General features: G+C 73.0%; 8 protein-coding genes and 1 pseudogene. 5 read left to right on the top strand and 4 right to left on the bottom strand.

Annotated features, from left to right (window positions below; all coding sequences use genetic code 11):
* The coding region (locus AKI01S_RS47420) for a PH domain-containing protein (RefSeq protein ID WP_084000955.1) at positions 1–1,073 on the bottom strand (1,073 nt) is incomplete at its 3' end.
* On the bottom strand, positions 1,070–1,630 hold the full coding sequence (locus AKI01S_RS47415; RefSeq protein ID WP_067833391.1) for a PH domain-containing protein: 561 nt from the start codon (positions 1,628–1,630) through the stop codon (positions 1,070–1,072). The genes AKI01S_RS47420 and AKI01S_RS47415, both read right to left, overlap by 4 nt.
* Positions 1,631–1,885: 255 nt before the next feature.
* Between AKI01S_RS47415 and AKI01S_RS47410 the strand changes: the two genes are divergently transcribed.
* The 4 genes from AKI01S_RS47410 to AKI01S_RS47395 all read left to right on the top strand — a co-directional run bounded on the left by AKI01S_RS47410 (position 1,886) and on the right by AKI01S_RS47395 (position 4,629).
* Positions 1,886–2,872, top strand: a complete 987-nt coding sequence (locus AKI01S_RS47410; RefSeq protein ID WP_067833388.1) for an ATP-binding cassette domain-containing protein — start codon at positions 1,886–1,888, stop codon at positions 2,870–2,872.
* Positions 2,869–3,678, top strand: a complete 810-nt coding sequence (locus tag AKI01S_RS47405; RefSeq protein ID WP_067833385.1) for an ABC transporter permease — start codon at positions 2,869–2,871, stop codon at positions 3,676–3,678. Before AKI01S_RS47410 ends, AKI01S_RS47405 begins: the two co-directional genes overlap by 4 nt.
* A gap of 217 nt (positions 3,679–3,895) precedes the next feature.
* Positions 3,896–4,228, top strand: coding sequence for a PadR family transcriptional regulator (locus tag AKI01S_RS47400; RefSeq protein ID WP_245682087.1), 333 nt, complete (start codon positions 3,896–3,898; stop codon positions 4,226–4,228).
* Entirely contained in the window at positions 4,225–4,629 is a 405-nt protein-coding gene (locus AKI01S_RS47395) for a hypothetical protein (RefSeq protein ID WP_067833380.1), read from the top strand. Before AKI01S_RS47400 ends, AKI01S_RS47395 begins: the two co-directional genes overlap by 4 nt.
* Before the next feature lie 16 nt (positions 4,630–4,645).
* Here the strand turns inward: AKI01S_RS47395 and AKI01S_RS47390 are convergent, their stop codons facing one another.
* Both AKI01S_RS47390 and AKI01S_RS47385 read right to left on the bottom strand, forming a co-directional pair.
* Positions 4,646–5,950 carry a multicopper oxidase family protein gene (locus tag AKI01S_RS47390; RefSeq protein ID WP_218010087.1) on the bottom strand — a complete coding sequence of 435 codons (1,305 nt, stop codon included), beginning with the start codon at positions 5,948–5,950 and terminating at the stop codon, positions 4,646–4,648.
* Between the two features lie 281 nt (positions 5,951–6,231).
* Positions 6,232–6,960, bottom strand: coding sequence for a hypothetical protein (locus AKI01S_RS47385; RefSeq protein WP_067833374.1), 729 nt, complete (start codon positions 6,958–6,960; stop codon positions 6,232–6,234).
* A gap of 166 nt (positions 6,961–7,126) precedes the next feature.
* On the opposite strand from AKI01S_RS47385, the pseudogene AKI01S_RS47380 reads away from it, so the two are divergent.
* Positions 7,127–7,496 (top strand): annotated as a pseudogene (locus tag AKI01S_RS47380) (hypothetical protein); the annotation flags it as partial.

The raw sequence follows: 7,496 nt of genomic DNA, 5'->3' as shown, positions 1-7,496 counted from the left end.
AGCGGCGCGGGCACCGGGCCGAGGACCCGGGCGGCCAGGGCCGCGGCGTGGCGGCGCGGCGCGGCGGGCAGCAGCCGTCCCCGGTGCGCCGCGTCGCCCAGCCCCGTGATCAGCGCGCCGAGGCGGGTGACGCGGGCGATCCGCTCGAAGGGGTTGTCGGCCAGCTCCACGCCCCGGATGCGGCGGCGTTCCAGGGAGACGCTGCGGCGGGTGACCAGGCCGCGTTCGGCGACGATCGAGCCGTCCCGGGCCACGACCGTGAAGTCCCAGTTGAACAGCGCGAACACGATCACCGACATGACCGGCACGGCGGCCAGGAACCCCAGCGCCACCGCCACCACCACCACGGTGGGCAGCCCGACGACCTCGTGGCCGAGTTCGGCCACCCGCTCCCGGGTGATGAGGCCGAGGTCGTCGCCGAGGTTGTAGAGGGTGCCGAGCAGGCTGCCGGCCAGCGCGAACGGGGTGAGCAGGTAGGCGCCGCTGAACGGGGCGTACAGGTACCAGGCGGGCCGCACCCGGGCCAGCACGCGGCGCGGGGCGTCGGCCCTGACCGGCTCGGCCCGCGCCGGCCGCGGGGCGGCGGGGCGGGCCAGCAGCAGGCGGCGGAGCCGTTCGGCCTCCTGCCGCGACACCGCGTTGAGCTCGCCCTCGCCGCCGTCGGAGCCCGCGTCGATCCGCACGATCGCCAGCCGCAGCAGCCGGTGCGGGAGCGTCGCGCTGACGTCCACGCCCCGGACGCGGTCGCGCGGGATCGTCTTCACCGAACGGCCGATCAGCGCGCGGCGCAGCTCGATGCGGTCCTCGTGGACGGTGTAGGTGAACATGCGCCACTTGGCGACGTGGAAGACCAGCCCGATCGCCAGGCCGATCAGGGTGAAGTAGAACGCGGTGGACACGCCGCCGACCAGCAGGGTGGTCGCGCCCGCCGCCAGCAGCGCGGCCAGCTCCCGCACCGCGCCGACCACGAACGTCAGCGGGTGCAGGCGCTGTGGGCCCGCCCGCCGGCCGGTTCCGGTCACGGCGGGCGGGGTGTCCGCTTCCGGCCGTTCCACCGGTCCGGGCACGCTCATGTCGCGTCGTCGCGCAGGGCGTGGGCGCGGCGCGCGAGGTCCTCGGCCAGCCGGGTCGCCACGGCCACCGGCAGCCCCGAGACCTCCGAGGACCCGGCGTGCGAGGCGGTGTTGACCTCGATGGTGGCCAGGCCGAGGGCGCGTTCGATCAGGCCCTGGCGGCTGTCGACGGTCTGGATGCGGCTGACCGGGACCAGCAGCCACTCGCGGGAGAACCAGCCGGTGCGGGTGTAGACGACGTCGGAGCTGACCTCCCAGCGGTGCACGCGGTACCGCCACACCGGCGCGACCAGCGTCATCAGCACGCCCGCCACGCCGACCAGCACCGGGACCCAGTCGAGCCGGGAGTCGAGCCAGCCGGGCAGGCGCGCCCAGTCCGCCCCGCCGAGCCAGGTGGACACGCCCCACGCCAGGCCGAACGCCAGGCCCCACAGCAGCAGGTACTCGATCGCCCAGTGCGCGACCGCGCGCGGCGAGACGCGGTGCGCGGGTGGTCGCAGGCGGGAAGGGAGCGGCGGCCCGCCGCCGGTCTCCCGCGTCCGCCGCACCGACGTCACGATCAGAGTCTAACCGGCTGTGCACGGCCCGTTCCGCGACGAGGCGATCTTCCGCGATTCGGATTCGGCGCGGTTTTGTCGGACCCCCGTGTCATGGTGACACCGAGACGTCAGCGTGATGCCAGGACCTTGCCAGCGCCCCCGAGAAAACTGGATGCGATTCCGCCGGACGGCGCCTAGGTTGGCCAGCCGTGCTTGACCTGCCGTCGCGTCAAGGCCGTGAGATGTCCGGCAGGACCCTCCCAAGGAGATCACATGAGTTACGCGATCCAGGCCGAAGGCCTGGTCAAGCGCTTCGGCGAGACCATGGCGCTCGCCGGGGTCTCGCTCACCGCCCAGCCCGGCACGGTGCTGGGCGTGCTCGGGCCGAACGGCGCGGGCAAGACCACCACCACCCGGATCCTGGCCACGTTGATCCAGCCGACCGAGGGACGCGCCGAGGTCGGCGGCTACGACGTGGTCACCCAGGCCCACATGGTGCGGCAGCTGATCGGGCTGACCGGCCAGTACGCGGGCGTGGACGAGATGCTCACCGGCACCGAGAACCTCATCATGATCGGACGGCTGCTCGGGCTGTCGCGGAGCCACTCGCGGTCCCGCGCCGCCGAGCTGCTGGAGCGCTTCCAGCTCACCGAGGCGGCCGACCGCGCCGCCAAGACCTACTCCGGCGGCATGCGCCGCCGTCTCGACCTGGCCGCCAGCCTGGTCGGGCGCCCGCAGATCCTGTTCCTGGACGAGCCGACCACCGGCCTGGACCCGCGCAGCCGCAACGGCCTGTGGGACATCGTGCGCGGCCTCACCGCCGACGGCGTGACGGTGCTGCTGACCACGCAGTACCTGGAGGAGGCCGACCAGCTCGCCGACGACATCGTCGTCATCGACCGCGGCGAGGTCATCGCGCACGGCACCCCCGACGCCCTCAAGGCGCAGGTCGGCGGCCAGGTGCTGGAGGTGCGTCCGCTGCACGAGGCCGACAACGTCACCGTCGCGCGCATCGTCGGCGACCTGGCCGAGGCGACGCCCGAGGTCCGCGAGGGCACGGTCAGCGTCCCGATCACCGACCCGGCGCTGATGCCCGCGGCCGTGCGCCGCCTCGACGACGCGGGCGTCACCGTCGGCGAGATGTCCCTCCGCAAGTCGAGTCTGGACGAGGTCTTCTTCTCCCTCACCGGCCACCACACCGAGGACGTCGAGGACGAGTCCCCCACCCCGGCCCCCGCCAAGGAAGGAGTGTCGGCATGACCACCGCCGCGCTCGCGCCGCAGACGCTCACCAAACGGGTCTCGCCCGGCGTCGCCGCGCGCAACATCGCCACGCTCGCCTGGCGCAACCTCGTCCAGATCAAGCACAACCCGATGGAGCTGCTGGACCTGTCCATCCAGCCCATCATGTTCGTGCTGCTGTTCGCCTACGTGTTCGGCCCGGCGATGGAGGGCAGCGTCGAGCGCTACCTGCCGATCGTCATCCCCGGCATCATCGCGCAGAACGCGCTGTTCGCCGGGATGACCACAGGGTTCGGCCTCAACACCGACATCACCAAGGGCGTGTTCGACCGGTTCCGCAGCCTGCCGATCTCCCGCATCGCGCCCCTGGTGGGCCGGATCATCGCCGACACCACGAAGCAGGCGTGGTCGATGGCGATCCTGCTGACGGTCGGGTTCCTCATCGGCTTCCGGCTGGGCACGAACGTGCTGGCGCTGCTGACGGCGTTCGCGCTGCTGCTGGCGTTCGCGGTGATGTTCTCGTGGACGTCGGTCTACATCGCGATGAAGGTCAGCGAGCCGGAGAAGGTCCAGATCTTCGGCTTCACGACGATCTTCCCGCTGAGCTTCATGAGCACGGCGTTCATCCGTTCCACCGAGGGCATCCCCGGCCCGCTGGCGTGGGTGATGGACAACAGCCCGGTGACGCACCTGGTGGAGGCGATGCGGGGCCTGCTGGTGGGCGGCCCGGTCATGAACCACGCTCTGTGGGCCCTGGCCTGGGGCGCGCTCATCACCGCGATCTTCGCCCCCCTGTCCCTGCGCGCCTTCCGTTCCCGGGCCTGAAACGAACACCCCCAAAGAACCACCTCCCCGACCCACCACCCACCTCAAGCCCCCCACCGCGCCGCCGCCCGACACCACCAGGCGGCGGCGCGTCGTGTCGGTGGGGTGCGGAACGCGGCGGGCAGCCGTTCCCGGTACGGCGGGCCGGGGGCTCTTGTTTATAGGAAGATATCTTCCTATTGTTGGCGTCATGCCACGGCGCAGAGCTGGGGCCCTGTTGCCCCTTGAGAACGAGATCCTCGGGGTGGCGCTGGTGATGGCGAGGGCCGGGCAGGCCACCTTCCACGGGTTCGGTCTCGCCCAGGCCATGCGGGAGCGGAGCGCGTCCCGTTCCCTGACCGCCCACGGAACGCTGTACAAGGCCCTCGGCCGCCTTGAGGACTTCGGGCTGCTCGCCTCCCGCTGGGAGGACGCGGCGTCCGCCGAGGGGCGGCCTCGGCGGCGTCTGTACGAGCTCACGGCACGCGGCGTCCACGCGGCCGAGCAGGCCCTCGCCGGTGGGGGCGAGGCCGTGCGGCGTTCCCCGCGCACCGCCCCGGGGCCCGCATGACACCGGAACGCGCGGCCCGGCTGGTGTCCCGGTGGGTGCGGTTCTACACGCGGGGCCTTCCCGCCGCGGTCGCCCGGCGCCGGATCGAGGAGATCGACGCCGACCTCCACGACCACATCGCGTACGAACGCGCCCGCGGGACCGCCGACCGGCGCATCGCCCGGAACGTCCTGTCGCGGATGGCCCGCGGCCTGGCCGCCGACGCCTCCTGGCGGCGGCGGGCCCGACCTCTGGAAGGAAATCCCATGAAGACGCTGCTCGCCGTCCTCGCCACCGTGCTCGGCGTCGCCGCCATCGTGTTCGGGGAGGCCGACGACGCGCCCGGCCTCCAGCTCCTGGGGGCCCTGTTCGTCGTCGGCGCGGTCACGTTCGGGGTGCGGGCCTCCCTGCGCGGCAGGTAACGCGCCCCACCGGCGGTCAGTGGCCGTGGCCCGCGCCGGGGAGGGTGTGGGGCACCTGGTTCTCGGTGCCGGGCCGGACGATCACGAACTGGCCCATCATCCCCGAGTCCTCGTGCCGCAGGATGTGGCAGTGGTACATGTACGGGGAGGCCGGGTCGGTGTGGTGGCCGAACTGGACGGCCAGCCGGACGGTCGACTTCGACGGCACGTACACGGTGTCCTTGTGGCCGTTCGTGTACGCGGGCGGCGGCGATCCCGCCACGTCCAGCACCCGGAACGCCACCTCGTGGATGTGGAAGTTGTGGGCGTAGACGTTGTTCTCGACCTCCCAGATCTCGACGGCGCCCGCGGGCACCACCTCGTCGATCCGGGCCATGTCCATCTCCCTGCCGTTGATGGCGTCGTGGCCGTTGAGCCGGAAGCGCCGCACGCGGGCGCCCTGGGGCGGCTGGATCGGGGCCAGGTCGGCCAGCCTGCGCGGCACGGCGGGAGAGTCCTCCAGCCTCGGCACCGCGACGATCCTCAGCAGGTCGAGGTCGCCCTTGTCGATGTCGTTGTCACCGCCGAAGCTGCGCAGGACCACCTGCTCCCCGGCGGTGAAGGCGACGACGACCTCGGCCCGCTCGCCGGGGGTCAGCGACAGCCGGTCCACCTCGACCGGGGCGGCCATCAGCCCGGCGTCGGTGCCGATCACCTGGAACCGGCGCCGGTCGGCGAACCCGACGTGGTACATCCGGGCGGTGGAGCCGTTGAGGATCCGCAGCCGCACCCGCTCGGTCCCGACCCGCAGGAACGGGTCGTAGGTCCCGTTCACCAGGACGTGGTCGCCCAGGATGCCGAAGGTGCCCTTGAGCGGGTCCCCGCTGAACGACGCGCCGTCCGGGCCGAACCTCTTGTCCTGCAGGATCAGCGGGATGTCGTCGACGCCGTAGCGGGACGGCAGCTCCAGGCGCTCGTCGTCGTCGACGATGAACATCCCGGCCAGGCCGCGGTAGACGTGCGCGGCCGTCCGGCCGTGCGGGTGCGGGTGATACCAGGAGGTGGCGGCGGGCTGGTCGATGGTCCACCGCGGCGTCCAGGTGGCGCCCGGCTCGATCGTCTGGTGGGGGCCGCCGTCCATCCTCGCGGGCAGCCGCATCCCGTGCCAGTGCACCGTGCCGGCCTCCGCCAGCCGGTTGGTCACCGCCATCTGGACGACGTCACCGCGGGCCGCGCGCAGCGTCGGCCCCAGGAACGGCCCGTTGAACCCCCAGGTCGCGGTCTGCGTACCGGGCAGGATCCGGGCCCGCCCCTGCTGCATGGTGAGCTCGAACGTCCGCACTCCCTTCCTGTCGCGTTTCGGCTGGAGCAACGGCGGTATCCGCAACGGGTTACGGAAAGCCAGCTTCTCGACGCCCCGGGAAGCGGATCCGGCTTCGGAGCCACATGCCGCCGTGAAGGTGGCCAGCGCGGCGACGGAGAGAAAACGGCGACGGTGCACGAAGATCATCTTTGTGGGCGTCGCGGGCGAAGGCAGCAAGATCCCTCATTCTTCGCAGGGGGGCCGGAAACCCCGCGGCCACCTGCGTCCTCGACGCCCGGCCAAGGACGCCCGGCTCCCAGTCAACCCAGAGACGAGACGAAGCCCAGGCCCATCACCGCCAGGGCGGCGACGCCGAACCGGGCCAGCGACCGGCGGGTGGGGCGGGGGCCGTCGAGGAGGATCGCGAGCCCGAGGGGCACGAGCGCGACGCACAGGCCCGCCGCGCCGACGACCGACCACGGGGTCGTGCCCTTCAGGACCCCGAGCGGCACGAGCGTCATGAGCGCCAGCGCGAGGCAGCGCGCCGGGCCGAGCACGCCGGAGCGCCAGGCCCCGACCGCCAGCACGGTCCAGCCGAGCATGACCGCGAAGGAGGCGTACTGGAAGATGTGGAACGCCTGGTAGGTGTCGGCGACGGTGGCGGTGGCCGCCCGGTGCCCCTGGGCGTCGACGAGCCGGAAGGCCAGATGGTCCGCTCCGGCGTGGAACGTGCGGGCGAACAGCCCCAGCAGCGTGAGGCCGCCGCCGAACGCTGCCAGGGCCGGCCGGGTGGCGCCGACGCGGGCGGCCAGGGCGCCGACGGCCGGCCACAGCGCCACGGTCCCGGCCGCGAAGCAGCCGTAGGACGCCGTCATCAGCGTCGGGTGCTCGTCGTAGGCGGCTAGCTGGCCGGGGAAGAAGAAGGGGGAACCCGCTCTCAGGAGCACCCCGAGGAGCAGCAGGACGGGCCCGAGGAGCAGCGAGGTCCCGGCGAGCCACCGCCCCGGGAACACGAAGACGGCGGGTGACGAGGGTCGTGTGGAGGACATGCCCACAGGCTGCTCGCGTGGGGCTCTCCGTCGGATCGGCCCGTGACCGACATTCCCCGGTCCGCCTGGCGTGGACACGGGCCGCCGACAGGCCGGCGTGGTCCTCCCCAGGGATGATCCATCGTGGTCTGATGCGGCCGACGGCCCGCGCCGATAACGTGCGCCCGTGGACGAAGCCGACTTCGAGGCCCGCCAGGCGCACCTCCTGCGCCGGGGCCGGCGACGCGCCCTCGACGTGCTCCTGGCGGTCGTCCTGGTCGCGGTGGACGTGGTGGTCGCCGGGAACATGCTCAAGGACCGGCCGGACTTCACCCCTCTCTTCCCGGTGTCCTGCCTGGTGGCGGTCGCGCTGGGGCTGGTCGTCGCGGTCCGGCGGCGGTGGCCCCGGCGCGCGCTGGCGTCCGCGGTGACCCTGTCGTCCGCCGCGGCCGTGGGCGGCGTGCTGTGGGACCCGTTCGCGGCGGCCGCGCTCGCGCTCCGCGCCGTCGCGACCGTCGAGTCCCCGCGGCGGTCGGCCCCCGTGCTGGCGGCGTGCG

The sequence above is a fragment of the Actinomadura kijaniata NBRC 14229 genome (assembly GCF_001552175.1).
In the GTDB taxonomy this organism is placed as follows: domain Bacteria; phylum Actinomycetota; class Actinomycetes; order Streptosporangiales; family Streptosporangiaceae; genus Spirillospora; species Spirillospora kijaniata.
The sequence above is the reverse complement of the archived record's forward strand: the minus strand, read 5'-3'. Positions and strand labels throughout refer to the sequence as shown.